General features: G+C 51.8%; 16 protein-coding genes. 9 read left to right on the plus strand and 7 right to left on the minus strand.

All coding sequences use genetic code 11. The features are described from left to right. Window positions 1–140 precede the first annotated feature (140 nt). The 3 genes from Pla110_RS21550 to Pla110_RS21560 form a co-directional block, all read right to left on the minus strand. Entirely contained in the window at window positions 141–1,685 is a 1,545-nt protein-coding gene (locus Pla110_RS21550) for a hypothetical protein (RefSeq protein ID WP_231742745.1), read from the minus strand. Between the two features lie 180 nt (window positions 1,686–1,865). Continuing rightward, window positions 1,866–2,846 carry a polysaccharide deacetylase family protein gene (locus Pla110_RS21555; RefSeq protein ID WP_231742746.1) on the minus strand — a complete coding sequence of 327 codons (981 nt, stop codon included), beginning with the start codon at window positions 2,844–2,846 and terminating at the stop codon, window positions 1,866–1,868. Window positions 2,847–3,052: 206 nt separating this feature from the next. After that, window positions 3,053–3,544: a hypothetical protein gene (locus Pla110_RS21560; protein WP_144999135.1), complete on the minus strand. Its 492-nt coding sequence runs from the start codon at window positions 3,542–3,544 to the stop codon at window positions 3,053–3,055. Between the two features lie 464 nt (window positions 3,545–4,008). Between Pla110_RS21560 and Pla110_RS21565 the strand changes: the two genes are divergently transcribed. Together Pla110_RS21565 and Pla110_RS21570 are read left to right on the plus strand one after the other, a co-directional pair. Further along, window positions 4,009–6,006, plus strand: coding sequence for an SLC5 family protein (locus Pla110_RS21565; protein ID WP_144999137.1), 1,998 nt, complete (start codon window positions 4,009–4,011; stop codon window positions 6,004–6,006). A gap of 214 nt (window positions 6,007–6,220) precedes the next feature. Continuing rightward, complete coding sequence (locus Pla110_RS21570; RefSeq protein WP_144999139.1) at window positions 6,221–6,718, plus strand: DUF420 domain-containing protein; 498 nt, start codon at window positions 6,221–6,223, stop codon at window positions 6,716–6,718. A gap of 255 nt (window positions 6,719–6,973) precedes the next feature. Here the strand turns inward: Pla110_RS21570 and Pla110_RS21575 are convergent, their stop codons facing one another. Then, the gene (locus Pla110_RS21575) at window positions 6,974–7,993 is read right to left on the minus strand and encodes a hypothetical protein (protein ID WP_144999141.1); all 1,020 of its coding nucleotides are present in this window, start codon (window positions 7,991–7,993) and stop codon (window positions 6,974–6,976) included. Between the two features lie 393 nt (window positions 7,994–8,386). On the opposite strand from Pla110_RS21575, the gene Pla110_RS21580 reads away from it, so the two are divergent. The 3 genes from Pla110_RS21580 to Pla110_RS21590 all read left to right on the plus strand — a co-directional run bounded on the left by Pla110_RS21580 (window position 8,387) and on the right by Pla110_RS21590 (window position 11,803). Continuing rightward, a complete protein-coding gene (locus Pla110_RS21580) occupies window positions 8,387–9,634 on the plus strand; it encodes a beta-ketoacyl-[acyl-carrier-protein] synthase family protein (RefSeq protein WP_197440711.1) in 1,248 nt (415 codons plus the stop codon). A 412-nt stretch (window positions 9,635–10,046) separates the two neighbouring features. After that, window positions 10,047–10,310, plus strand: a complete 264-nt coding sequence (locus tag Pla110_RS21585) for an acyl carrier protein (protein ID WP_144999145.1) — start codon at window positions 10,047–10,049, stop codon at window positions 10,308–10,310. A gap of 92 nt (window positions 10,311–10,402) precedes the next feature. Continuing rightward, complete coding sequence (locus tag Pla110_RS21590; RefSeq protein ID WP_144999147.1) at window positions 10,403–11,803, plus strand: phytoene desaturase family protein; 1,401 nt, start codon at window positions 10,403–10,405, stop codon at window positions 11,801–11,803. Window positions 11,804–12,040: 237 nt separating this feature from the next. Here Pla110_RS21590 and Pla110_RS21595 read toward each other — a convergent pair whose 3' ends face one another. Both Pla110_RS21595 and Pla110_RS21600 read right to left on the minus strand, forming a co-directional pair. Further along, window positions 12,041–13,108 carry a protein arginine kinase gene (locus Pla110_RS21595; RefSeq protein WP_144999149.1) on the minus strand — a complete coding sequence of 356 codons (1,068 nt, stop codon included), beginning with the start codon at window positions 13,106–13,108 and terminating at the stop codon, window positions 12,041–12,043. 263 nt (window positions 13,109–13,371) lie between these two features. After that, window positions 13,372–13,887 (minus strand): UvrB/UvrC motif-containing protein, encoded by a 516-nt coding sequence (locus Pla110_RS21600; RefSeq protein ID WP_144999151.1) that lies wholly within the window; start codon window positions 13,885–13,887, stop codon window positions 13,372–13,374. Window positions 13,888–14,204: 317 nt separating this feature from the next. On the opposite strand from Pla110_RS21600, the gene trpE reads away from it, so the two are divergent. Beyond that, window positions 14,205–15,704, plus strand: a complete 1,500-nt coding sequence (trpE, locus tag Pla110_RS21605) for an anthranilate synthase component I (protein ID WP_144999153.1) — start codon at window positions 14,205–14,207, stop codon at window positions 15,702–15,704. 146 nt (window positions 15,705–15,850) lie between these two features. Beyond that, window positions 15,851–19,696 carry a CHAT domain-containing tetratricopeptide repeat protein gene (locus tag Pla110_RS21610; RefSeq protein ID WP_197440380.1) on the plus strand — a complete coding sequence of 1,282 codons (3,846 nt, stop codon included), beginning with the start codon at window positions 15,851–15,853 and terminating at the stop codon, window positions 19,694–19,696. Between the two features lie 2,480 nt (window positions 19,697–22,176). Here the strand turns inward: Pla110_RS21610 and Pla110_RS21615 are convergent. After that, window positions 22,177–22,539 (minus strand): hypothetical protein, encoded by a 363-nt coding sequence (locus tag Pla110_RS21615; protein ID WP_144999157.1) that lies wholly within the window; start codon window positions 22,537–22,539, stop codon window positions 22,177–22,179. A gap of 1,340 nt (window positions 22,540–23,879) precedes the next feature. Here Pla110_RS21615 and Pla110_RS21620 point away from each other — a divergent pair. Continuing rightward, a complete protein-coding gene (locus Pla110_RS21620) occupies window positions 23,880–25,322 on the plus strand; it encodes a circularly permuted type 2 ATP-grasp protein (protein WP_144999159.1) in 1,443 nt (480 codons plus the stop codon). 118 nt (window positions 25,323–25,440) lie between these two features. Further along, window positions 25,441–26,481, plus strand: a complete 1,041-nt coding sequence (locus Pla110_RS21625; protein WP_144999161.1) for an alpha-E domain-containing protein — start codon at window positions 25,441–25,443, stop codon at window positions 26,479–26,481. Window positions 26,482–26,560: the final 79 nt, after the last annotated feature.

Below are 26,560 nucleotides of genomic sequence, written 5' to 3' on the forward strand. Positions count from 1 at the left end.
GCCACGAGCTGCTTGATTCAAGATTACGGTGACGGAACTTGAGTGAAACAAAACAAAAGCGGGTTGGAGTCATTCCGATTCCAACCCGCTTTTTGTGTTTGAATTTCCAATGGAAAAGACTTCGCTCAAATCGATAGCGATTAACGCAAACCATCGAATCGTGCATTTCCCGGGTCAGGCAATTCGCCATCCGGTTTTATTCGTTGGAGTAGTTCAAAGTTGTACGACTCGTAGACCGTTCTGAATTCCCCGGGATGAGGGTAAACCACGGGTTGAATCATCCAGTTGGCTTCCGAGTAAAAGGTGGGATGATCTTTGAAGGAGTACAACCGGTAGTCGAGTTCAACTTGTAGCATCGAATGCAGACTCGCCGGAATACGATTAACGCCGATTTGGTCACGCTGCTCGAGAACCTCAGCGGGCAGGTGCTTGGATATCGCATCCACTTCCTGCCAATACCGATCCTCATAAGCCACTCTGGGACGTTCTACGAAAAGCCAGTAACTGGAAGAAACGGCCAGATGCAGAATGAAGAGCAACGACAGAGCCAACGGCCCGAACCGCAGCAGACGCTGGCAACCGGTCCAGTAGCAGGCGAACGCCAGCGGAAGTAGCGCGACGGCGAAACGCGTTCCCTGTTGATACGGCCACGCCAGATAGAGCAACAGATAAAATGGAAAGAGGGCGACGAACAAATCGTCCCGTGTGCGGAAGAGCCGCCACCAACCGTAGAGGACGACAATGATCGTCGGGATAAAGATCAGCATATTCCAGTCGAACCACGTCGGTTGATTGGAGTACGATTTAAACATTCCCGGCAGCAGCACTCGACCGAAGTCTTCCGTGCGGCGAATCAGACTTTCATTCAGCCGACTTACAAAAGTGCTCCCCGCTTCCTGCCACGCTGCGATATAGGTCCCATGCCCATGGACGGCCGCCATCTGTTGATCCCAGCTGAGATAACAATAAACGGCAACGCAAGGAACTAACGATACCAACGCCGGAACGATGACGACTCGCCACCAGTGCGTGCGCGATTGCCAACTCTGTTTCAGTAGAACTAACCCCAATCCAGCCGACAGTACAACGGCCGAATAACGAGTCAGGCAGAGCAGCGTAAGCAGGCTGGTCGATAGTAGGCCCCTTAAACAGAGGGCACGACACGATGATTTCTGTTTGGTATTTAGAGCATTCAACAGTTGCTGCATCGCCCAGAGGGTCGACAACAAAAGGGCGAGAAAGACGATCTCTTTGAGAGTGCGCGCGTAGTAGTACCAAAGGCTGGCATTAACCATAGTGATACCGGTGAGCGTAACGGCATGGTCGGGAATTAGGCGGCGAAACCACCACCATGTTCCGGCCAGCAGCACCAAACCCCACCCGGCTTGAATGCAGGAGACGGCCAGCCAGGGTCGTTCACCCGTCCACCAGGCGGGAGAAATGAGCAGAGGATAAACAGGCGGGACTTTAGTTCGCGGGGAACCGTAATTATTGAACTCGCCTTCGGTGCCAATGCTGCGTGCTACCGAAACGTACTCCGCCCCATCGCGAGTCGCGTACCAGTAGGGCGAAATCTGAATCGCCACTAGCAGCAAGCCCAGCATAAACAGCATCTGACCGGGCTTCGCTTCTCGCGCACGTTGCCACTGATCGAGCCAACGGCCCACTTGTTTGATGAGATTCAACACACCTGTCCCTTGGAGCAGTTCCTGAAACATGGCTGTGGTTAATGTTTATAAAACATCAACAGGTTTACTTAGAAGTCAAAACCTATCTGCACCCAGCAGAGGATTCCAAGGCCATTGATGACGTTACCGCGTGAAGGAGTGATGATAGCTCGTTCACGCGGTAAGACAAGTGGGACGTCATTTCGATTTTGCGGTCTGAAGTTTGGCTTTTGCCATCTCGTGAAACTCTTTCCACGTGATCAGCTTCACGTCCATAGCTTCGATCTTCTCAATAAACTCGGGGTCTGTGAAGATAGAGTGGTCGGCGTCTCGCCGTTCAGCACTGGACGTGACGGCCCGCAGTTCATCGTCGGCGTAACCGCAATGCACGATGACCTGGGTAACGCCCGGTTTCAGTGCTTCAAATGCATCCAAGTAAAGTTGTTCCCGTTTATCGTAATCGTTCTCGGAGTAAATTTGAACCAGGTTGTCGAGAACGGGAAGACCATTCGAATCGAGTCGATCAACCAGCTCAGCAACTTTCTTGGCATTAAGCCCGGGAAAGGCTTGGTTCGAAAAGCGGACAAAGAGTACTGGAAGGTTATACTCAACACCCAGATTCACATATGTTTCCAGAAAATCCTGGCGAGCGGCGACTGTTCCCATATGGGTATCGAGGTGAGACACCGGAATTTTAAATGCCAGTGCCCGTTCGATTTGTGCACGCAGTTCTTTCTCAACCTCGTTATTCAGTCCATGCTTTGCAACGTCTCCCAGATTTCCCCACATGTACCCTTCCGGATCATGCAGGCTGGGGACTTCACTCGGCGGTGCTACGGAAGTCCAGCGATAAGTCCCCCATTCGGAGTTCAGCGTCAGGTGGAGCCCGTAGTCCCCCTCCGGATTATTCACGCAGTATTCGGCATACTCTTTCAACCATGGGCAGGGAACCATGATGCTAGACGAATTCACAATTCCGTTTTCAATGGAATCGATCGTCGCCATGTTTACTGAGTGGCACATTCCTGCGTCATCGGCGTGGATGATCACGTAACGTGTTTGATCATCCTCTGCTCTTGCTGTAACTGCGAAGCAAAGAGTAAACGTAAAAAGAGTGAGAAAGCGAAGCATCTTAACTCCAGAAACAATCAGAAAGTTGATGTATAGACCGGATGCCATCGGCGATGACATCCTTCCACAAAAGACCCTCGATTATAAACTGGTGTTCAGACGAGAAGAAACGGCGGAAATCCGATTTCCTACCAATCGGCGATAAAACAGCATGGAGTTCTCTAGTCGAAAAACACCGCTCCAACACCCTTTATCAGGCGGAGTAGATGTTTCCAATAGGCAGGTGGCGACCTTTTCAACCAGGACGGTCTGACTCAGATCGCGTCAACGGCACCGTTTGGGAACTGGCGAATTCCGGGGCCGGCTTGGTGCGGGGCGGTCGAGAGAATATGCAACTGCAACGGATTACCCTGGTGCTGTCCTCGGATCGTAATATGCGACTCAACCTCAAGGGCGGTCTGCAGATTCTCGTCGGGACAGGCAATGTAATCGAGCTTCTCAACGTCGCTGATCAGATCCAGGAGCGGCAGGATATTAAACTGATAATTCGTGGGACGGGAGAGTCCATCATGGAGTCCACCCACGAATTCAGTCTGCCCCAGAAAGAGCGAGACCTTCCATTCCCCTTCGTCAAACTGACAATCGAAACCAACACGGCCTACATCGGACATCGGTTCGAATAAATCGGTCAGACTATCGATCAGCTCGATCAACCAGGCGGGGCGACTGTCGCGTTGTTGACGCTTCGCTTTATACAACTCAGCCTGCTTTACGAGATGGATCATGGGCATGTGGGAATGAGACAAGAGTATCTTCCTCCGGTGTATCTTCAGAGATTGAGGGACAGAGGATAATAAGACTCTGCCAAAAAAGTTTCTGCTCATCCCTGAAGAGCAACCTCTTCACGCGATTGATCGCGATGAGTAAGAGGTAAGTAATCCGTCACAAGAGGAACATCGGAATGGGGATCGTTATTCAAGAAGGTTAACCAGTCGAGGGTCGGCAATTTTTACAATCTATCGGCCTGTTAGTGCAAACATGCCGGTAATCGGACCGGGCAAGGCGGGGACGTGATGATTGCATCGATTTTGCCATACAGGAGGCATAGCGAATTTACGAGGCCAAACCCAGCTCGTGTCTGCCCTGCTTCCGTGGTTTCTAAGTTGTGGTTTCTATGTTAGAGTGATTTTCGTCTCACTTTGGCACTCATCCCATTCGGGTATGAGTCGTTTCTGCTTTCTCTACTTTTCCGCGCTCCGGGTACGACTTTATGGAATGGCCGTTTTCAACTCTCGATGTCGTTATCTTTCTCGTGACGTTAGTCGGTGTCATGGTCGTCGGCCTGATTGCCGGGCGGAAAGAAGATACTTCTGAAGATTACTTTCTGGCCGGACGCCAAATTCGCTGGTGGGGAGTCGCGGGTTCGATCTTCGGTTCGAACGTGAGCGCCAACCACATGGTCGGCATGATGGGCATCGGCTTTACGGTCGGTTTCGCCCAGGCCCACTTCGAATTGGGGGCGATTCTCGGGTTGATGGTGCTCTGTTACTTCTTCCTGCCCGTTTATCGCAAACTCAATATCTATACGCTGTCGGAATATCTCGAAAAACGATACGACCACCGCAGCCGGTTGGCTTATGCCATCATCATGCTCATTCTGATGGTCCTCGTGGAGATGGTCCCCGCACTTTATATCGGTTCGCGTTCTGCCTGCGTGCTGTTGGGAGAGACTGGCACCACAGTCACTGTGCGCGACGTTGATTCGGAAGTGACTAACTTCGATCCCGTAACCGGCGAACCTGTTGTTGGAATCGCGACGGAATCAAAAACATTTGTGGAAGTCGTCCCCAGTTATTACGTTGCGTTTGTAATCGCTTTCGCCCTCATTACAGCCAGCTATACGATTTTCGGTGGATTAAAGGCCGTGGTTTATACCGATGCACTGCAATCGTTACTGATCCTCATTTCCGGGTTAACCCTGGCGGCGCTCACCTTCTCGCAATTGGGTGGTTGGGATGAAATGATGACGCTGGATACAGTGGGTGACCTTGCGAAGGGAATTGCGCCCGCGGAGAAAATGCATCTTTACCTACCCAGCAATCATGAAGCGTTGCCGTGGACGGGGGTCTTCACTGGGCTGATTTGCATGCACTGTTATTACTGGGGAACCAATCAGTTCATCGTCCAGCGTGCGTTGGGTGCCCGAAACGACATCGAAGCGCGAACCGGGATTGTGGCGGCTGGTTTTCTGAAACTGCTCATTCCGTTTTTCGCCATTGGTACGGGTATCGCCGCGTATTATCTCTTTCAGATCAAGCAACCGGATGAACATGTCGTCTCGGACATCGCCTTTACCAAACTGATGGACCTTGTGGTCCCAGCTGGGTACGGTTTATTTGGCCTGATTGCCGCCGGATTGATCGGAGCGATTCTCTCCTCCATCGACTCAATGATGAACTCGTCGGCGACGATTGTCTCCGTCGACATTTACAAACGGTACATCAAGCCAGACGCAACCGACAAAGAAATGATTCTCGTCGGTCGAGTCTTCATTGCCTGCGCTGTGCTGGTCGCGACGCTCATGGCGATCTTTGTGCTCAACCCGAATTCAGAACGGCATTTCTTCCTCGACATTGTCGATTACCAGGGCTACCTGACACCTGGAATTCTGGTCGCATTTTTCTTTGGGATGTTCTGGAAACGAGGCACGGCTACGGCGGCGTTCGTGACTGTCCTGGGCGGAATTGCCTTCTCCGCCATCATCGACAAGGGCGCCACCTGGTGGCTGGCCGACGTACTCGACCCACAAACGAATCACGCCTCGGCGGAATGGGTCCGGGCGAACATTGGCGAATCGTTACACTTCTTTCACCGGGTGATTCTGGTGCTGATTTGTTCTTCTTTCCTGTACGTCATCGTTAGTCTGCTGCAACCAGCACCGACGAAAGAAGACCTTCCCACCTGGCAGTCGACTCAGAATGTCAGTCCGCTTGGGAGCGGGTTACTCGTATTGGGAATTGCCGTCGCTCTGGCGGTCTATATTTCCTTGGGATATCTGCTTGTATACGAACTACTTTCTCCCTTGGTCGCGGGACTACTCGGAGCGGCTTGGACGTTGATCGCGCGGGCACCTTCGACCGTTAAAAGCATCGGTCGTCGTCTTGCGGAAACAGATCAGAAGTTGGTTGGAGTGATCCTCACCGAGGACCGGGTCTGGTCGACGCTGCTCTGTATGTTGGCGATTTTCATGCTGTATTATTACGTCTAACTTCTACTCAGACCCCATTGGAAGGGGAAACCGGACAAATAAGTGCAGTTCTCTGCTTGGCAGTATGCGGGGCGTCTGTTAACTTTCGAGGTGAACCTGACAGCAGACAGGACAGTAGCGATACTCGAGTTTCTCTTGTCTGGTTTTCCTATTACGTTCTCGATTCTGTCGTACTCGTGTTATCCGCTCAGCTTTTTTCAGGGATGAGGAAAGAATGAAAAGTGGCTTCCTGGGCTATGATGCCTCATTCATGCTCGACTTCGTCGTGACGGCGCTCGTGCTGATTGTGCCCGCCCTCCTCTTCAGCATCTACCAGGTGAAGTACCGGAAAGAATATAAACTGCATCGATCCATGCAGGTGGCGCTCGGGCTCATTCTGCTGGTAGCAGTCGTTGCTTTCGAAGTGGATACCCAACTGATCCACGGTGGTTGGCAGAACATCGTTAATAAAGACGCCAGCGCCCCCCGACTGGATGAAGAAGCTCTCATCTTTGTTCGCAAAGTCCTCTGGGTTCACTTAATCTTCGCCGTGACGACACCATTCCTGTGGGCAACGACGATTATCCTCGCGTTGAAACGATTCTCGGACCCGCCGATTCCCGGTCCGCACAGCCGTCTTCACAAAAAGCTCGCCTGGGCATCGACCATTGATATCACCATGACATCGGTGACCGGTCTGATCTTCTACTACTTCGCCTTCATGGCGGGATAAAGCCGCTCACCAGAAACAAGGTGAGCGAGACCATCGCGAGATTCCTTTTCGACACGTAGCGATCAATTTCGAAAAATGTGGCCCAGACCATCTAGAAAGTTGCCTGGGTTGCGGAGCCACATTAAATCACTGGAAACAGTTCGGATGGTTTTGTTCCCTCGAACATTTCGCAATTAAAGAGCACACGACGCTTTGTATGCCTTCGGCACTCTGGCAACGCTAATGCGATTGTCTGAACCACCCTGCTGAGTAGAACTATCCCGCTTTGCGTACATCCAGTGGTTTGCTCGCGGTCTCTTGATCTGCCGGTTGCGTAGGGGCCTGCTGGCTTTCATAGACGGCAGCCAAGGCGCGTTCGATGCGGGTGATACGATCATCGATCTGGCTGATCCGAAACAGAATTTTGTTACCGATCCGTTCAATAACCAATGAGACCATCATCACAATTCCGGCGAACAAAAAAATCTGACCAACGGTCGTGACGAGCCATTCCTTGGGAATGCTACCCAGAGATTCATCGTAGAAGGACCAGAGCGTCAACCCGGCACCGGCGGTTAATAAACCGATTCCTCCGTAGGAGAAAATGTATCCAATGGCGGAAATCCAACTGCGTTCCTGAGTCATGAGTTGCTCCCGAATGGCGGCCTGCACATCGAAATGAGGTCCGTTGGGGGACGAGGTTAACGGTAAATCGAGACGGAGCGAGCGAGAGCGAACCTCGGTTGGTTCTCGTCGCGGTGCCGCAGGCAATTGCGGACGCGTGGCTGGCGCTTTCGCTACCAGGGGAAAGTTCGATTGCTCTTCTGGAATCGAACGTTCCTGCTGGGCCGGTTTTTGAATCGTTTTTAAAGGCGCCGCCGATTTGCTGTCGCCAGCAACGGCTTTGGTACTGATGGCCAATTTCGCGATGGAAACCGCTGGTTGACCAGATGTTGTTTGGAATTTCGGTGCAGGCAGATGTTCCGGAGTTCTAGGACGGACCGGCTCCTCTTCGATCGCTGGTTTGTCCAGCGGAGAGGCTGTTTTCAATTCAGGCAGGTCGCCCTCGGGAGAAAACATCCGTTGATCGGACCAGCGCTCCAGCAATTTGAGGGCGTCGCCCGTTTTGGTCGGAGAAATCGTTGGCGGCGCCTGAACCGGGGGCTGCTCCACGAGTACGGCTTCGCACTCAGGGCACAATGTCGGCGCGGTTGCCTGCTCAGGCTGCGCGTCGACCCGGTTTCTACAGGTGGGGCACCACATTCCAATCGCTTCCTGTCGAACGGAACTCCTCACGGAGAGTCTCTCTCTATCCATAAAGAGAGGAAATTCGGTTCGGACCATATACGGGAACCTTGTTTGGATGCAATACCGATTTGTGTCGGGTAAGATAGGTAGTTTCCAGCAAGGGGTGAAGTCCCCTACACCCGTTTGACAGGCACTGATTCCGGCTCTCTCAGAGGCGGGAAAAAAGCGTGGGAACAGGACAGCCCGCTTGCGAGGGGGGCCTGCACAGGTTACTCTCCGAGAAAGATTTCATTAACTTCCAGCGGCGAATTTCCAATGACTTGGTCCGGCTTGTTATTCGAGCCTGACAGCCCTTTTTCTGAGTCCGGTTTTTCTGCAATGCTGACACGGATAAACTTACCGTAACATCCCGGCCAGGCTGGGGTTAAGATTTAAACTATGATGTACGACCCGCACGACGACAGAAACCGCATTGTCATCACGGGAATAGGACTCGCCGCCCCCAATGGGAACAATCTGGCGGAGTACCGGGCCAACCTGCTGGCAGGTGTCTCGGGAGTCGTTCCGTATGAAACGCGCTACATGCCCCCCGTTCTGGCGGGAGTCTGTAATTTCGATGTCCTCCGTTATCAGAAACGGAAAGACGTTCGCCGCGGAACACGCGCGGGCTCGCTCGCCGTCTACTGCGCCAACGAAGCAGTCTTCGATTCCGGTCTCGACTGGGAAAATGTCTCGCGAGACCGCGTCGGCGTCTATATTGGCATTACTGAACATGGGAACGTCGAAACCGAAAACGAAATCGCTAACATCAAAGAGTTCGACTACGACACGAACTTCTGGTCACACCACCACAACCCGCGGACGGTAGCCAATAATCCGGCGGGGGAAGTGACCCTCAACATGAAAATCACTGGCCCAGCGCTCACCATTGGTGCAGCTTGCGCTGCCGGGAACGCTGGATTTATTCAGGGAGTACAAATGCTCCGGTTAGGCGAGGTTGATCTCGCGATTGCCGGGGGCGTCTCCGAAAGCATTCACACCTTCGGGATTTTTGCCAGTTTCAAAAGCCAGGGTGCACTGGCCTCCCACGAAGACCCTTCCAAGGCATGCCGTCCATTTGATACCAAACGGAACGGAATCGTCGTCGCTGAGGGGGGAGGACTGGTCACTCTCGAGCGGCTATCCGATGCGAAAGCCCGTGGGGCCACCATCTACGGTGAAATCGCCGGATACGCCATCAATAGCGACGCGACCGACTTTGTGCTTCCTTCCCGGGAACGGCAGGCTGAATGTATGCAGCTGGCACTCAAACGGGCGGAATTAACAGCTGATCAAATTGACATCGTCAGCAGTCATGCCACCGCGACTGAACAAGGTGACATCGAAGAATCAGCCGCTCTGCACAGCGTCTTTGGAAATTCGACTAAAACGGTGATTAACAACACCAAGAGCTTCATTGGCCACGCGATGGGGGCAGCTGGAGCCTTGGAACTTTTAGGCAATCTGCCAGCCTTTGAAGACAACGTCGCACACGCTACAATTAACCTCGACGAGCAGGATCCCCGCTGCGAACTGAGCCAGATTGTGGCCAATGAGCCGCGGCAATTGAAAGATGTAAACTACATTTTCAACAATTCCTTCGGCATGCTGGGAATCAACTCAGCGGTCATTGTCAAAAAATACACCTAATCGGCCGGGTTCCTGCTCAATGACGAGATGCGGAACCTACCCTCACTGGATGTTGGACACACGCCACTTCAGGATGCTTTTTCCCCGCAGGAATTTGACTCCCGGAAGCGAATCTCCTCTGGTGTAGTCTCGATCAAGGTTTTGTTCTGGTCAATGGTTGTCAGGATGGATGGTCTGGCCTAATACTTACTTGTCTCCTGATTTCCCGGACCGATCCGGAACGAGCTGCTCTCTGCAAGTTCGCTTCGATCCTACCGCCGTTATTGGGATTAATATATCTTCTTTGAATACGCAAACAGGCGATCTGGTTCTCGTAGTAAATAAAAAGGTTTCCGCACTCGGACTTTTCCCAGGTTGACGGGACTACGATACCTCAGACGCACCCTCACTCAGTCTGCTGGAGTAACTCTGAATGACTTCTGAACAAATTCGTCAGGTAATTATCGACATCCTTGAACGCATTGCCCCAGACGAAGATCTGACGAACCTGGATGATTCCGTTCCATTCCGTGAACAAATGGAACTCGACAGTATGGACTTCCTGGATATCGTCATGGAACTCCGTAAACAGTATCGAGTACAAATTCCAGAAGAGGACTACGGCAACCTGGGTACCATGGACAGCACCGTCACCTACCTGGAGCCACTCCTGAAAGACGTCGAATCCACAGTTTGAAGAAGATCCGTGGGTAACCCGGACAATCTTGATTCGTTGTTCGGGGCAGGTGCCCACAGTCAGGCCCGTGACGAAAGAGACGGAACATTCCCGTGAAGTATGATACCATCATCATCGGCGCTGGCCTGTCTGGTCTGGCCGCGGGGATTCGACTCGCTTACTACGATCAGAAAGTGCTGATCCTGGAAAAGCACACCACGATCGGTGGGCTCAATTCGTTCTATCGGTTGCGTGGTCGCAATTACGATGTCGGTCTGCACGCCATCACCAACTATGCCGCTCCCGGTACGCGCACCGGTCCGCTGGCCAAACTTCTGAAACAACTACGACTGCGCTGGGACGATTTCAACCTGACGCCGCAGACAGGCTCGGCAGTTGTCTTTCCCGAAAATCGGTTAAACTTCAACAATGATCTCCAGTTACTGCAACAGGAAATCAACCAGCAGTTCCCGGATCAGATCGATGGCTTCAATCGATTGACGGTTCAGATCGAGCAGTTCGATGACACTAACCTGAATCAGCCTTATCTCTCGGCCCGGCAGATCGTGCAACAGTACATCACCGACACGACCTTGGAAGATATGCTGTTCTGCCCACTCATGTTTTACGGTAGCCCAACGCCGCATGACATGGACTTTTGCCAGTTCGTGATCATGTTCAAAAGCATCTTCCTGCAAGGCTTCGCCCGCCCGCCGGAAGGGATCCGTTTGATCCTCAAGAATCTGGTTCGCAAATTCAAATCGCTGGGCGGTGAACTCAAACTGCGCGGCGGTGTCGCCGAGATCCTGCACCACGACGGCAAAGCATGCGGTGTGCGATTGGAAGATGGTACCGAACACGAATGCGATGTTCTGCTTTCTTCGGCGGGTTCATTGGAGACGTTCCGATTAACACAACCCGAGGGCGACCAGCTTTCCGAAAGTGAACCGCAACCAGGGGCACTCTCGTTCATTGAATCGATCTACGCTCTCGATAAGATGCCTGCCGAATTGGGAATCGACGAGACGATCATCTTTTACAACAACGCTCCCCGGTTCAACTATGCCCCTTGTGATGAACCGGCTGATTTATCGAGCGGTATCATCTGCTCGCCTAATAATTTTCAGTACGACGACCCATCGCTGGTCAGAGAAGGTCCGACATTGCGGGCGACCGTGATTGCCAGCCCGGCTTACTGGATGAATCTTTCCGATGACGATTACCGCGCCGCGAAAGAGACCTGGTTTCCGCAGATTCAGGAGAAAGTGAGCGAAAAACTCCCGCCCTTCGCCGACCACATCGTCGACACCGATATGTTCACGCCCAAAACAATCTGGCGATTTACTGGCCATGTGAACGGGGCCGTCTACGGGGCCCCGGAAAAACTCCGCTCTGGCCAGACTCACTTGGAAAACCTCTACATCTGCGGAACAGACCAGGGATTCCTGGGAATCATCGGTTCCATGCTCTCAGGAATTTCCATCGCCAACCTGTACGTCCTGAGTCGCATGTAGTACCTGCGATTCTACATCACGACAGAGGGTGGCCCGCAACAATCACGAAGTGTTGTCCGGGTGCCGAAGGCACCAGTACTCAAACGTTTCCTCCGCACCCCATGACAGCTCGCGCCCATATCGGGGTGGCACTGTCTGGCTCGTCCAGCAGTGTGGGTTCAGAGGGAACATCCAACCGCTTCTTCACTCGTTACTCTCAAGTCGAGATAGATGAAGGCCAGTCCCTCCGAGAAGCGTCTACTCTGCTTCGCCGTTCGCTTCGGCCAGACGTTCGCGGAGGTAAGTCGCGCGGGCGATATTACGGTCGGCGGATTCAAGCTTTTCGCCGTGGATTTTCTGCAGGTGCGCCGGCTGGGTATGAATGAAGAGTTCATTCACCGTGGGAATTTCCAGCTCGTGCACCAGGTCGAGATTGATTCCCATTCGCACACTCGAAAGCAGGTGCATCGTTTCTTCTGAACTGATGGTCTGGGCGCTCTGTAAAATTCCATAGGCGCGGGAAATCTGATCGTGCAACGCTTCGCGGTTGGCAGTAACGAGTGCCTTACGGGCTCGGCGTTCCCATTCGATGATACTCGGAATCACTTCCTGAAGTTTCTTGATCAGCTGCTGTTCACTCAGGCCGAGGGTGATCTGTGTAGAGATTTGGTAGAAGTCGCCCATAGCCTGACTTCCTTCACCGTAGAGACCGCGGACTGTCAGGTTGATCTTCTGTAAAGCCTGGAAGACTTTCTGAATTTCTTTGGTCAGAACCAGAGCGGGCAGGTGCAACATAACCGAGGCCCGAATGCCTGTGCCGACGTTGGTCGGACAGGCAGTCAGATAACCGAACTGTTCGTTGAAGGCGTAGGTTACTTTCTCTTCAATCTGATCGTCGAGTGTATTGATCGCGTCCCAGCATTCGTCGAGGGAGAACCCGCTGTTGAGGACTTGGATTCGGAGATGATCTTCTTCATTGATCATCACGCTCACGTTCTCCTCATAGCTGAGGGCGACCGCCCGAGCTCCTTCTTTTTCGGCCAGGTCCCGGCTGATCAGTTGGCGTTCCACCAGTAACTGCCGGTCGACCTCTTCGAGAGCCCCGATATTCCAGACGTAGAGAGGGTTGTCCCGTTCGAGATCTTTAAGGTGACCACTGAGCAGATCGGTGATTTCCGTACGGGTTGATGAATTGGCCCGATTAGGAAAGGGAAAACGGGCGAGGTTGCGGGCGAGACGGATTCGACTTGAGATGACGATGTCGGTCTCTGGACCACTTCCACGAAGCCATTCACCACTGGTTTTCGTGAGTTCGTCCAGTTTCACGTCCTACTCCCTGGTCTGTTTATGAGCCGGAAAAATCCACCCGGCACTCAATTGTTTGGCGGTCAGACGGGAGAATAACGCTCACGTCGTTGGTTGGTCTCTTGGCGGGTATTCCTTTAAAAATGGATTACCTCGCTGTCTGCGGAACTTTGTCTGCTGAATCACTAATTATACTGAGTCGAGGAAAGTTTGGACAACTGAGTTTCGCGAGTCCGTTACAGTTCCTTCCCAAGCCGATTTCATTCCGTGGCGACAGGCATCCATTAGGATTCGATCGATGTCTCCTGTTCCAGCTCGTTGATCTGGTCCCGAAGCCGGGCGGCATCTTCATAGTTTTCGGCCTGAACCGCCTCGTTGAGGTCGTTTCGCAGTTTAATCAATTCGAACTGTTTCTGGCTCGCTTTGGGTGCCCGTTTCGGATATTTGCCGGTGTGCTGGGTCGAATTGTGAATGTTGTCCAACAGACCCATCAGTTGTGATTGGAAGATAATGTAATCCTGCGGACAGCCCAATCGTCCTTTGCTGCGGAACTCTTTATAAGTAATGCCACAGCTGGGGCAGCGCACTTCTTCGGCCAGGCTCTCTTCCGCTTCTTCCTCTTCCATTAACTCGTTGAATTCGACTTCAACGGCAGGGAATTCCTCGTCCAGATTGCTCGGAGGTTGATTCAGATACATTTTGGCACACGATTCACAAAGGTGCAGCTCATCCACTTTACCGTCATTGATTTCGGTAATGTGCAACGTGGCGATTTTGGAACAACGGCTGCATTTTTTCATGGGAATCGACGAACCTGTTCGAGATGGGGAAGAACTTCTTCCATTTTAAATAATCGGCTGTCAAACGCGAAATCGAACAGAACTTTCCAAACAGAGCAAGACTCCTGACGGAAAGACTCTACGGAAACTGTACGACGGCACTCTCTGGCGTTGCCGTCATTTTATAGGGGAGCCGTATGTTGTCAAGGAGTCCCCGCGTAGAGCTATTTTCCTGCTAAATCAGGACTTAATGAGACCGTGACCGTTTTACCCCGGTCGTCTGAATGAGTTAGAATCGAGTCCGTTCGCCGTTTCAGTCAACAAATCAGGTTCACTTCATGACCCATCTGCCTACATTTGATCAGTTCCAGACACTCGCCGGGGCTAACAGTCTCGTTCCTGTCTACCGCCAGCTCGTTTCCGATTCGCTGACCCCCGTCGGTGCGTACACGCTGCTACCCGAGAGCGATTATTCGTTCCTCTTTGAAAGTGTGGTGGGCGGAGAGAAAATCGGACGTTACAGCTTTCTGGGCTCCTCCCCATTTCTGACTCTGGAAGCGTACCGGCAGGAAATTGTCGTCACGGATCACGAGACAGGGGAAGTCGAACGGCTTCAGGTCGACGATCCGCTGGAGGAACTGGCTCGTCGGATGGAGTCGTATCAGGCCTGCTTCCTGCCCGGCCTGCCCCGGTTCTGTGGCGGAGCCGTGGGATACGCGGGATACGATGTCGTCCGCTATACAGAAAACCTGCCCAACGCTCCGGAAGATGACCGCGAACTGCCCGATTATTCGTTCTCGTTCTATAACGAAATGGTCATCTTCGATCAGATCAACAAAACGATTCTCGTCGCCACCCATGCCTGCACGGACTCGGGCGACTGGAAGTCGGAATACACTCGCGCTTGCCAGCGCGTTGATAAACTTTGCGAACAGCTGAAGCAACCGGTAACTCAACTGTCACTGGTTGATATCGCCCGGGAAGGACAGGCCACCTTGGAATGGAAATCGAACTTCGAGCAGGAAGAGTTCGAAGCTGCGGTCGAAAAGTGCAAAGAGTACATCACTGCGGGAGACATCTTTCAGGTAGTGCTCAGCCAGCGTCTCGAATTGGAAACCAAAGCGAGCCCACTCGATATCTATCGTTCTCTCCGAGTAGTAAACCCGAGCCCGTTCATGTTCCTGTTGAACACCCCCAGCTGTCAGCTTGTGGGATGTTCTCCCGAGATTATGGTTCGTTCTGAAGACGGCCTCACCACCGTCCGTCCTTTGGCCGGGACGCGGACGCGCGGAAAAACAGCCGAGGAAGATCAGGCACTGGCGGACGAACTTCTGGCCGACCCTAAAGAACGGGCTGAACATGTCATGCTGATCGACCTGGCACGCAACGATGTCGGCCGCGTCGCCGAATTCGGTTCGGTCAAATTGAGTGACGTCATGGTGGTCGAACGATACAGCCACGTGATGCACATCACCTCGAATGTGACCGGCCAGCTGGTTAAAGGAAAAACGGCGCTCGACGCGCTCCGCGCCAGTCTTCCTGCGGGAACAGTTTCGGGAGCGCCGAAAGTCCGGGCGATGGAAATCATCGACGAGCTCGAACCGAACCGCCGTGGCCCCTATGCGGGCGCCGTAGGCTACATTGATTACACCGGCAATATGGATACCTGCATCGCACTACGAACGTTGGTCATGTCGGGCGGCAAAGCCTACATCCAAGCGGGCGCCGGGCTAGTGGCCGACAGTGTGCCCATCAAGGAATATCAGGAAACGCTCAATAAGGCGATGGGCTTACTTAAAGCGATCGACGTTGCCGAACAACAGCTGGCGGGAAAGTAAGCGATCGGAACGATAATACTCCTAAAAAGCTTTCTGGGACATTTAATAAGATTTAAACTTGTTTCAAAATGGGTTTACAATCGAATTCAGGTCATCTTGGTCACTTCGCGGAAAACTCCGCCGCCGATAACTTGGAAAGAATTCCCGTGAACCGTTCCCGTCCCGCAGATTGCCTTTTCTTCTTCACCTGCAACTATTTTCGGGGCTCCTTGTTCCTGCTCATTTTCGGTCTGGTTGGTGTCTGTCTCAGCGGTTCGATTATGGCCACGACGCTCTACGCAGAGGACAACGCAGAAAAGGAGCAAGCCGAGTCGATCCGTCAGATGGCGGAGATGATTCAACTGCAGCAGCAGAATGGCCAATCGGCATTCGCCCTGCAGTTGACGAAGACTCTGGTAAAATTGCTGAAACCGATGCTCCCCGGTTCAGCCACCGACTTATCCGAAGCACTGGTAATGCAAGGACAACTCGAGATGGCGCTAGGGGATGGGGAGGCCGCGCAGAAATCGCTGACCGAAGGGAAAGCGGTCCTGGCGAAGGCACTGGGGGGCGAACACTGGCGAGTGCTGGATCTCGATCTGCTCATCGGAGAACTCGATTGGTTCGCCAGCCTCACTCCCGAGCAGCAGGCGGACCTTGACCGATCACTCGCACTGCATGAGCAACAGATGTCGCTTTATCAGGCGGGCCAATTCGACGAAGCCTTGGCAGCGGGACAAGAAGCACTCGCCATCGAACGCAAACTGGTCGGCGAGAATCACCAGCAAGTGGCCGAGTCATTAAATACGCTCGGATTGATGTATCAATATCAGGGAGACTATACCCAAGCTGCGACCCTCTACGAACAGGCGACACAAGTTCGTGCCAAAGTCTACGGGAAGCAGCATCCCACGTATGCAGAAAGTCTGAACAATCAGGCTGGCCTGTACCAGCAGGCGGGGCAGCTCGACGAAGCGAATCGACTCTTCCAGGAAGCCTTCGCCATCTACGAGAAGAGCGTGGAGAAATCGACTCCCGAATTCATACAGTCCCTGGACAATCTCGCCGGCTCGCATGCCGCACTCACCGAATTCAAGCAGGCGGAGAAGCTCTACCTCGAAGCTTACGAACTCGCGCAGCGGTATCTCTCTCCTGAAAATCCGCTGCACGGTCGCCTTCTGAATAATCTGGGTGTGCATTACTTTGACGTCGGTGATTATACGCGGGCAGAAGAATTCGACGAACGGGCGCGGAAAAACGCGGAGGAAATGCTGGGTTCTGATCATCCGGAATATGCCACCGCGCTCAACAACCTTGCCAAACTGTACGACCATCTCGGCGAATACGATCGTGCGATCGAGCAGTATCAGCAGTCGATCGACATTACCCACAACTACTACAGAGGTACGCATCCGGAACTGCTGCTCACACAGAATAATCTCGCGCAAACGTATCACAAGCAGGGAAACTATGCTCTCGCCCAACAGACCTACCGCGAAGTCCTGGCAGGACGTGCCACTTTACTGGGGGAAGATCATCCCGATTACGCAACGACACTAGACGGCCTGGCGACGACTTATCTCGATACGGGAAGGTTTGCCGAAGCGCTCCGGTTGTATCAGCAGGCAGCCTCTATTCGAAAAAAGACTCTCGGAGTAATGCATCTGGACTATGGACAGAGTCTCAATAATCTGGCGATTTGCTATTCCGCTATGGGCGACTTTACAACTGCCGAAACACTGAATCAGCAGTCGAACGACGTCATCAAAGCGGTGCTTAGTCCGGCGCATCGGGACTATGCGACGTCGGTCGCCAATCTGGCTTACTGGTATATGCAAATCGGAGAGTTCGAAAAAGCTCGATCAATGTACGACGAAGCGCTCTCGCTCTTTGAGAAAGCGGTCGGAGAGGATCATCCACTCTACATGAATTGCCTGAAGGAAACGGCCGAGCTCGAACTGGAAACGAACAATCTCGCGTTGGCCCGGGACCGTCTGACAGACGTGATCGAGGGCGAACGCAAAACACTCGGTGAACAGCACTCTTCCGTGCTGGAAGCGGAAGCTCTGTTAGCCACGGCGCTGTTGAGGATGGGCGAGCTGGCCGAGTCCGAACAGATGATGACCGATATCGTCGCCCGCAGCGAAGCCAGCCTGGGTAAGTCGCATCCGCAAACTTTGCAGTATTACATAGGTCTGGCAGTTTACCGACATCTGCAACAAAAATACGACGAGGCACAGCGACTGGCGCAGCTCGGCCTGCACGGGTACCAAGACTTGCTACAATCGACGGCGGGTGCCCAGTCGGAACGGCAACAACTGGCGATGGCGAGACAACATCGCCATCTGCTCGACAGTTTTCTGTCACTGGCAGTTGATCATCCTCAGTATTCCAGCGCCGCGTGGCAGGAGGTTCTTGCGCAAAAAGGGGCGATCCTCGTCCGACAAAGACAGATCCGCCAACTCGCTGGAAACGATAAACTGGCCCCACTGTTGGCTCAGTTGGAACAGACATCAACGCGATTGGCGACGTTATCTCGCGTTGTCCCCGAGCCGGACCAGAAAGAGGTCTGGAAATCGCAGGTGGACGAACTCAGGCGACAGCGTGAACAGGTGGAAGCGGACCTCAGCAATCAAAGTGCTGAATATCGCACCGCTCAAGAGCGCGTGACGATCGACGAGATCGCGACCGCGCTGCCGGATAATTCAGTCCTGATTGATTACCTGAAGTATTCCCCGATCAATTTACAGAACCCGAACGATGTGCCTGAATACCATCTTCTCGCCTTTGTGATGAGGCCGGGTGAAGAAGTCCAGATGTTTGATCTGGGTGAAGCTGATCCGATTGATTCCGCGATCGATACCTGGCGGGAATCATTCGGTCTTTCGCCTGAGGGATCCCGTGCTGCGGTCGAATTGCGCAAATTCCTGTGGGAACCATTCGCTTCTCAACTGGAAGGGCGGGACCATGTTTTCGTCTCCGTCGATGCCATGCTCGGTCGCTTACCTATAATCGCGATGCCGGGCAACAAACCGGGCAGTTATCTACTCGAGGACCATCGAATTTCCCTCGTTCCCGTGCCCCATATGCTGCCGGAAATGATCCGCGAACAAAACTTCGAAGAGCGCTCAGGCGGCTTGCTCATTTTGGGAGATGTCGACTACGACAGAGGACCTCCGGCAAATTCCCTACCGTCCGTTGACGCTGACCAACCCTTGCTAGCTTTGAACCCGCCCACGCGCAGCGGTTCGACTTCGTTTGCGCCTCTGCCAGCGACGATACAAGAGATCGAGTCGATCGCACAGCTGTATGCTGAAACCTGGTCCGAATCAGACGCGAAGATCAATCAATTGAAGAACGTGGAAGCGACCGAACAAAACTTTCGCGACCTCGCCGGTTCATCAGAAATCCTGCACCTCGCAACGCACGGTTTCTTCGCAGATCCCGAGGCGAAAACAGCTGCGACGACTCTGGAGGATTCCGAGCCTAACGGAAAAACAACTACCTGGAAACGAGCTCCCTCCGATCCGGGTCTGCTGTCAGGCCTCGCGTTGACCGGCGCCAATCGGGAGCCGATTCCGGGTCAGGACGACGGCATCCTGACGGCCGTTGAGATTTCTTCTCTCGCCCTGGACAATGTCGACTTGGTCGTCCTCTCCGCTTGTGAGACGGGTCTTGGGCAGGCGGCTGCCGGGGAAGGGCTGCTCGGTATTCAGCGTGCCTTTCAGGTCGCCGGGGCCGATGCCACCATCGCCAGTTTGTGGCAAGTCGGCGATGACGCCACGATGCTGTTGATGGAACGGCTCTATCGCAACCTGTGGGAAAAGAAAATGAGTAAGCTCGATGCCCTCCGCGAAGCGCAGCTCTATCTTCTCAACCACCCGGACGACGTCCTCAACCGTAAATCCTTCCGCGGCGACCGTCGCGTCCGCGCAAAGCAGCATAAGGAAAAGTCCAACCGCCTCTCCCCCGAATTCTGGGCTGCATTTTCCTTGAGTGGCGCGTGGGAGTAAACAATAGAAAACGAATCAGGACTCCACTTATGGATGTCGTCCAGCATAACCGCGAGTCTTGGAATAATTATGTACAGCGGGGAATCCGTTGGTCGATCCCTGAGACGGCGGAAGAGATCGCCCGCGCCAAACAGGATGACTGACAGATCATTCTCACGCCGAACAAACCAGTCCCGCGCGAATGGTTTGGTGAACTCAAAGAGAAACGTATTCTCTGTCTGGCCTCTGCCGGTGGCCAACAGGCACCGATTCTCGCGGTTGCCAGGGCTAAGGTCGTCAGCTTTAATGACTCCGATGCCCATCAGAATCACCGGCACGATTTACTTCCAACGAAGCTGAAGTTGGAGTTTTCAACGGGCTTATAGGGAACTGATTTGCCGACAATGCTTTCTTAGATAGTATCTACATAAGCTGTAACCAATTAGATAAACGAGGAATGTGATCAAGATCAATAACGGAAGAAAAATAAAAATTAGGATTACAAGATCATTTTTATCGAAGAAAATATTCTTAACAAGTGCACTCAGAACTGCAATGCCAACTGATGCAATACCACTTAACGCAGCAGCGGCAGCAGGGTACCCATAAAGCCGCTTATCATTTGACGCGCATACCAGAATATTCTGACATTCCTTGTCCGAGAAGCTAAATCCAAAGAACATGAATTTAAAAAACATGAATACAAGCATATAAAACCCACATTCCACGAAAGCATCCAATGGCCCTCCCCTCTCAGTGAACACATGATAGAAGAATTGAAAGGTTGTCCAAATGGAATAGAACACCACTTCATATATCACCAACATTCTAAAAGGCATAATAATTCCCAAAAGATAATGATCATATAACAACAAATAAATTGACTTACAAAAACAATCCGACGAACACGAAGTCATGTGACTGATGTTATTCATGAGGGCAGGTCACGAAAACCATCGCTCGCCAGCAACACAACCGCTTGGAATCAAACTTTTCGACGTCGGCTGAATATGTTTACGATACGGGGTTCTGGCCCAAAGAATCCCGTACGAAACTCATCGCCATGCTCCGTTTCGCAGGGCTCAGAAGTTTCCAGGGGCAACTTCCTTCAAGATCGCTTTGTCGAGCTCTGATTCAGCCAACAGTTTCTTGAGGCCTGAATTCTCTTTCTCCAGTTCTTTCAAACGCTTCGCCTGATCCATTCGCAGGCCGACGTACTCCCGACGACACTTGAAAAGTCTACTGGTGAATGCCGAGCTTTTTGCACATCAGCGGAACGGTCATCCCCTGAGAGATGGACTGATCTATCGACCGGAGTCGTCTTATCGGGTAAAGCTTTCAAGACCCAGCGAATCACGTACGAGCGTCCGTTGACTTTTACTATTAAACTCAGACTCAGTCCCGTTGATGATGTCGTCCGCCGTCACTTCAATCGCGAACTGACGACCGAGCGAGTCGTGCTCATAGACCGTAAGACATCGGTATAAAAGGTGCAGGAAACGACACGGGCTCATAGGGGACTGATTTGCCGACAATGTTTTCTCAAATAGTATCTACATGATATGTAACCTATAAAATAAAGGAGGAACACGACCAGGATCGATAACGGAAAAACTAAAAAAAGCATAAATATAAGATTGTTTTTACCGAAGAGAGTCGCATTAATAAATAGAATAAACATTGCAGAGCTAATTGATGCAATAGCACTTAACAAGGCAGCAGCAGCGGGGTAAGCATAAAGCCGCTTATCACTTGATGCGCATACAAGAATATTCTGACATTCCTTGTCCGAGAAGCTAAATCCAAAGAACATGAATTTAAAAAACATGAATACAAGCATATAGATTCCGACCCCCAGGATAGCATCCAATGGCCCACCCCTCTCATTGATCACTTGGTAAAAGAGCTGAAAAACTGTCCAAACACAATAGAACACCACCTCATAAATCACCAACATTCTAAAAGGCATAATAATTCCCAAAAGATAATGATCATATAACAACAAATAAATTGACTTACAAAAACAATCCGACGAACACTAAGTCATGTGACTGATGTTATTCATGAGGGCAGGTCACGAAAACCATCGCTCGTCAGCAACACCACCGCTTGGAATCACTCGTTTTCAACGTCGGCTGAATATGTTTACGATACGCGGTCCATCCGCACGGAGTGTGTCGTAACTGCACGTGACCGAGATCGGCAGGTTCGACAGTTTCAGTTCGAGGAAGGAAATGTTGAAGTTTCCCGCCTTGTTGATCCAGTTATCGCCATCTCCTGATAGTCGCTGATGTCGTTCGGTGTGGAATCACCGAAATAATGGGTGAGCACGTCCAGTCGGAATACGTCGTTGTATTCATAAGTTTTCAACGTTCGCTGAGTTTTATCACCTTGCGAGTGATGGAGTTGAAATTAAGACGCGTTGAAATCATGGAGATAACCACCTGCGATTAATCGTGTTCAGCATTTGAAGAATATTCTTGTACTACGAGATATCGAAATTACTTAACAAATCGAGTCGAAAGAATCTTACCTGTATTGATATCTATGGAACAAGCATCTCCACCAAATGTGGTTGCTCCTACTGTCATTGTATTCTCATTAGAGTGTTCTGCAGGGTCTATATAAATATGAACATAGGTTTGTGCAGAGTTTACGGGGAGTCTCCGCGATTCAATTTGCCATAATAAATCTCCAGAATCGGATATAGCGTATACATTATCCATAGCCATCTGTCCAGGGGGAGGATCTAATAGAACTATTAGCTTATCAGCGATCTGGACTGTTTCAGTTGGATGTATATCATACATGAATGAAGTAGTTTTTCCATTAACTGTAATTTCATTGCCATTAACTAAATACATCAATGGATACATCCTTCTGGAATTTATTGAGGTGACGAGAATGTAGCGCCACGTTCCAATAATTCGATTTGAAGTCCCCCACCATTTCCTCCAAATTTCTCTCGTGTGAAACCAACTCTAGACTCCATCCGGGATTTCCCAGATGGTTTACTCGGTGGCACTAATAACGGCCATCGAGTTTTTTGGACGTTATCATAAACGATATTCTGGTCGAGTTCGACCTGATTTCCCCTTTCTCGGTCCGTATTGTTCGCCTTGAAAGTCGATATTTCCCCAAAATCAAGGCTCTGCGCGGACACTGACCGCAACAGTCTCGCAACTGATGAGTTTCTACTTCCAGCGGCGTCATCGACACATCCAGATTAAAAAGGTCTACAGTGACGCGTATGAGATCTTTGGCTGAGTCTTTCACCTTACGATGTTCAAGAAGTTATTAATCAACTGTATATGAGACGCCACAGGAAGGGGAGGTAGAACAACTCTAACCATAGCCACACACATATCGATGTAATTGTTACGGTGACCCATCGTATGTCCCAAATCCATCGAATCTGGAATGGGATCAAGAAAAAACATTTGTAAGACACAATCCTTGTCAGGAGCTCAGACCTATACTCGGAACATACGATTGTCACAATGAAAGAACAAATCGCAAACAGTATCAGGCAGGCTCCACTGTGGCTTGTGCGAGCAGCGTACCAATTCTTATGTTTCCATTGCAGGTAAAGAATCACTACCATTTAAGAAATGGCAATAATGCGGATCGCGATGGCCAGAACGATACGCCAATCAATGTTATCCATAAATCGTATTCCTGTTTGTGAAAGTGCGGCCAACAGAAACAATCAATGTCGAACGCACCTTCAGTTGGCTGAAGAGCTTTCGCCGGATCTCGGTGCGCTACGAATACTACGCTCATCTCTATCAAGGCTTCGTGCAACTCGCCTGCTTGTTCACTATACTTAAACGGTTTTGAAACTTCCTCTAACAATCCTTGATCGACTGCTGAGCCGCCTACCTACGTTTTGACTACGAGTACGAATAGAACAGCGAAAGCGAGAGGAAGCGCAACAGGTAACCGTGTGAGATCTTGACCATACAGAAAAACGCACGCGATTACCCTGCTTAAAAAGTCGGCAACGGAGTGCTGCATGTCGGGGCAGAGGTGGTTGACGGAGGGGGAGTGAGATCGAGTCGGAAGCGTAGAGGAACAGCAAAATGCAGTAGGTAAAGGCATTGGAGTTCTTGCGGTATGTCATTTGCTATTGTGGTAAGCATCCTTGCCTTCTTATGATAAGTCCGTCCCGAGGTCGCCTCCCCGCTTAAGGAATTTTTTGACGATGCAACTCGCCACGTATCCGTCGACGGATCATTTTGATGAAATGTTTGGTCCCGATGGAGAGCCTCGCCCCAGTGCTTCCCTGTTTGTTGAACGGCTAATGCAACTGGCCGACGGCAACCTGCAGCAGTGCCAAAAAGCGGCGGAGATGAGTCTCAAGAATCTGGGAATCACCTTTAATGTTTACGGACATGAAGCAGGAACCGAGAAGGTCTGGCCGTTCGATCTTTTGCCGCGCATCATCGAAGCCGACGAATGGTCGTCCATTGACCAGGGGCTCAAACAACGCATCACCGCGCTGAACCTGTTCATTTCCGATGTGTATAATGACCGGAAAATCATCAAAGACGGGCTCCTCCCGGAAGAACTTCTGATGACCTGTAAGGCGTACCGGAAACAGTGCGAAGGGTTCATGCCGCCTCAGGGAGCCTGGTGCCATGTCACCGGGGTCGACTTGATTCGCGGAAAGGATGGCAAGGTTTACGTACTGGAAGACAACCTGCGTTGTCCTTCGGGCGTCTCCTACGTTCTGGAGAACCGCGAGTTGATGAAGCGTACCTTCGCTCCCGTTTTCCAGGGAATGTCCGTCGCCCCCATCGAAGACTATGCCGAACAACTACTGAAGACGTTACTCGACTGTGCCCCCGAAGGGGTAAGCGATCCAACGGCCGTGGTGCTGACGCCCGGGATTTATAACTCGGCCTACTTTGAACACACCTTCCTCGCCCAGCAAATGGGAGTGGAACTGGTTCAAGGCTCGGACCTGATCGTCGACAACGGTTACGTGTACATGAATACGACTCGTGGTTTGAAACGGGTCGACGTCATTTACCGCCGGATTGATGATGACTTTATCGATCCCAAATGCTTCCGGCCCGATTCCGCTTTGGGAGTCGATTATCTGATGGACGTCTGCCGCGAAGGTCGTGTGACGTTATGTAATGCACCGGGAACCGGCATTGCGGACGACAAAGCGATTTACTCGTTTGTACCGCAGATCATCAAGTATTATCTGGGCGAAGACGCCATCCTGGAGAACGTGCCCACGTTCCTTTGTTCCATCCCGGAGCAGTGCCAGCATGTGCTGGCGAATCTCGACAAGCTGGTGGTCAAACCGACGGGCGAATCGGGTGGGTATGGAATTCTGATGGGTCCCCACTCCACGCAGGATGAACGAGACAAAACGGCCGAAGCGATCAAGGCCAATCCCCGGGAGTGGATCGGTCAACCGATGATCTCGCTCTCAACTGTACCCACCTTGTGCGGTGAAGAAGTACAACCACGGCACGTCGATTTGCGCCCGTTCGTCCTTTCGGGACAAGAGACTTATGTGATGCCGGGTGGCCTGACCCGTGTCGCTTTACGCGAAGGATCGATGATCGTGAACTCGTCTCAGGGAGGTGGCAGCAAGGATACCTGGGTTCTACGGAACGGTCATGGCTGACGCGGTTCAGGATGACTGTCTGGAGAGTCGTCGAGTAGACGCGAGTCACGTCGATTGACGACAAAGTAGAAACAAATAAAAGGGGCCTGCCTGGCCAGGTTGAATTGGAGAATTGGGAATGCTCAGTCGTGTTGCGGAATCAGTTTACTGGATGAGTCGGTATGTCGAGCGGGCTGAAAACGTCGCGCGATTTATCGACGTCAACTACAACATCACGCTGGGCGAGACGGATGCCTTTGGCAACCAATGGGCTCCCCTTGTCTACACCACTGGTGACCAGGAAGACTTCGAAGAACGGTTCGGGGAAGCAACTCGCGAGAAAGTGTTGAAGTTCCTTCTGTTCGATGAACAGAACCCGAATTCAATCATTTCGTGTGCCTCTTACGCCCGGGAAAATGCCCGGACAATTCGGGAAATCATTCCATCTGTTGTTTGGGAACAACTGAACAAATTCTTCATGATGGTCCGATCGGCAGCCGGATTTACGACGACACTCGATCAGCCTCAGGAATTCTGCGAACGGGTCCGGTTGGCCAGCCACATGCTGGTGGGAGCAACAGACGCGACGATGTCCCACGCAGAGGCCTGGCATTTCTCTCGAATTGGGCGACTACTGGAGCGAGCGGATAAAACATCCCGAATTGTGGATGTGCAGTACTATATTCTGCTTCCCGACGCTCGCGATATCGGTTCCACTCTGGATGTCGTTCGCTGGTCTGCCCTATTAAAGTCGGCCAGTGCGTTGGTCATGTACCGGCGATATCACGGGAAAATCGAGCCGGAGCGGGTTGCTGATTTCCTGATTCTTGATCGAGAATTCCCACGAGCGATGCATTTTTGCGTAGGACGAGCGCTCGAATCGTTAAGATGCGTCACCGGCAGTTCACCAGGGACCTTTTCGAACCTCTCGGAACAAAGAATGGGTCGCCTTTGCTCCAGCATGGATTACACTACAATAGAGGATATTATTCAGCACGGATTGCACCAGTATATCGACGACTTCCAGCAGCAACTGAACGTCGTCGGTGAGGCCGTTCGGGAAGACTTCTTCACATTCGAACAGAAAATCTCCCACCAGGCAGAGGCCGAGTTCCAGAATCAGAGCCAGACCCAGACTTTCGAACAGGGTCAAACTCAGACACAAACTCAAGGCAATTGAAGTACAGGATCGCTCGCCTGGAATTCGATGGATCTCTGCTATTTCGTTCAGTAGTGCCTTGAATGGCACCCTCGATTGC

It is taken from the genome of Polystyrenella longa, assembly GCF_007750395.1.
In the GTDB taxonomy this organism is placed as follows: Bacteria; Planctomycetota; Planctomycetia; order Planctomycetales; family Planctomycetaceae; genus Polystyrenella; species Polystyrenella longa.

Excerpts from the sequence above, each read along its gene's own strand:
- Pla110_RS21555 (WP_231742746.1), bottom strand. The coding sequence starts at position 2,846 with ATGGCATCCGGTCTATACATCAACTTTCTGATTGTTTCTGGAGTTAAG.
- Pla110_RS21565 (WP_144999137.1), top strand. The coding sequence starts at position 4,009 with ATGGAATGGCCGTTTTCAACTCTCGATGTCGTTATCTTTCTCGTGACG.
- Pla110_RS21570 (WP_144999139.1), top strand. The coding sequence starts at position 6,221 with ATGAAAAGTGGCTTCCTGGGCTATGATGCCTCATTCATGCTCGACTTC.
- Pla110_RS21580 (WP_197440711.1), top strand. The coding sequence starts at position 8,387 with ATGTACGACCCGCACGACGACAGAAACCGCATTGTCATCACGGGAATA.
- Pla110_RS21585 (WP_144999145.1), top strand. The coding sequence starts at position 10,047 with ATGACTTCTGAACAAATTCGTCAGGTAATTATCGACATCCTTGAACGC.
- Pla110_RS21600 (WP_144999151.1), bottom strand. The coding sequence starts at position 13,887 with ATGAAAAAATGCAGCCGTTGTTCCAAAATCGCCACGTTGCACATTACC.
- trpE (WP_144999153.1), top strand. The coding sequence starts at position 14,205 with ATGACCCATCTGCCTACATTTGATCAGTTCCAGACACTCGCCGGGGCT.
- Pla110_RS21615 (WP_144999157.1), bottom strand. The coding sequence starts at position 22,539 with ATGTATTTAGTTAATGGCAATGAAATTACAGTTAATGGAAAAACTACT.
- Pla110_RS21620 (WP_144999159.1), top strand. The coding sequence starts at position 23,880 with ATGCAACTCGCCACGTATCCGTCGACGGATCATTTTGATGAAATGTTT.
- Pla110_RS21625 (WP_144999161.1), top strand. The coding sequence starts at position 25,441 with ATGCTCAGTCGTGTTGCGGAATCAGTTTACTGGATGAGTCGGTATGTC.